This window comes from Streptomyces rhizosphaerihabitans, assembly GCF_025399795.1.
In the GTDB taxonomy this organism is placed as follows: domain Bacteria; phylum Actinomycetota; class Actinomycetes; order Streptomycetales; family Streptomycetaceae; genus Streptomyces; species Streptomyces rhizosphaerihabitans.
Genome location: NZ_JAODTZ010000240.1, coordinates 1 through 209, shown reverse-complemented (window position 1 = coordinate 209; position 209 = coordinate 1). Strand labels below are relative to the sequence as shown.

Here is a 209-nt window from a genome sequence, read left to right as displayed (position 1 = left end):
TTCTGGTCCTTCACCCTCTACGACAACCAGACCCGCTCCATGCTGCAGACCCCGCAGCGGTACCCGTGGGCGGGAAGCCAGAGCTACCCCGGCCCCGCCGCCACGGCGAACCCGGACGGCACCACCACCCTCCACCTCGCACCCGAACGCCCCGCCGACGCGGCCGAAGGCACCTGGATCCAGACCACACCCGGCAAGGGCTGGTTCGC

Annotated in this window: 1 protein-coding gene; it reads left to right on the top strand. The window is 71.3% G+C overall.

The window, feature by feature from the left end:
• The coding region (locus N4G66_RS45575) for a DUF1214 domain-containing protein (RefSeq protein ID WP_261710189.1) at positions 1 to 209 on the top strand (209 nt) is incomplete at both ends.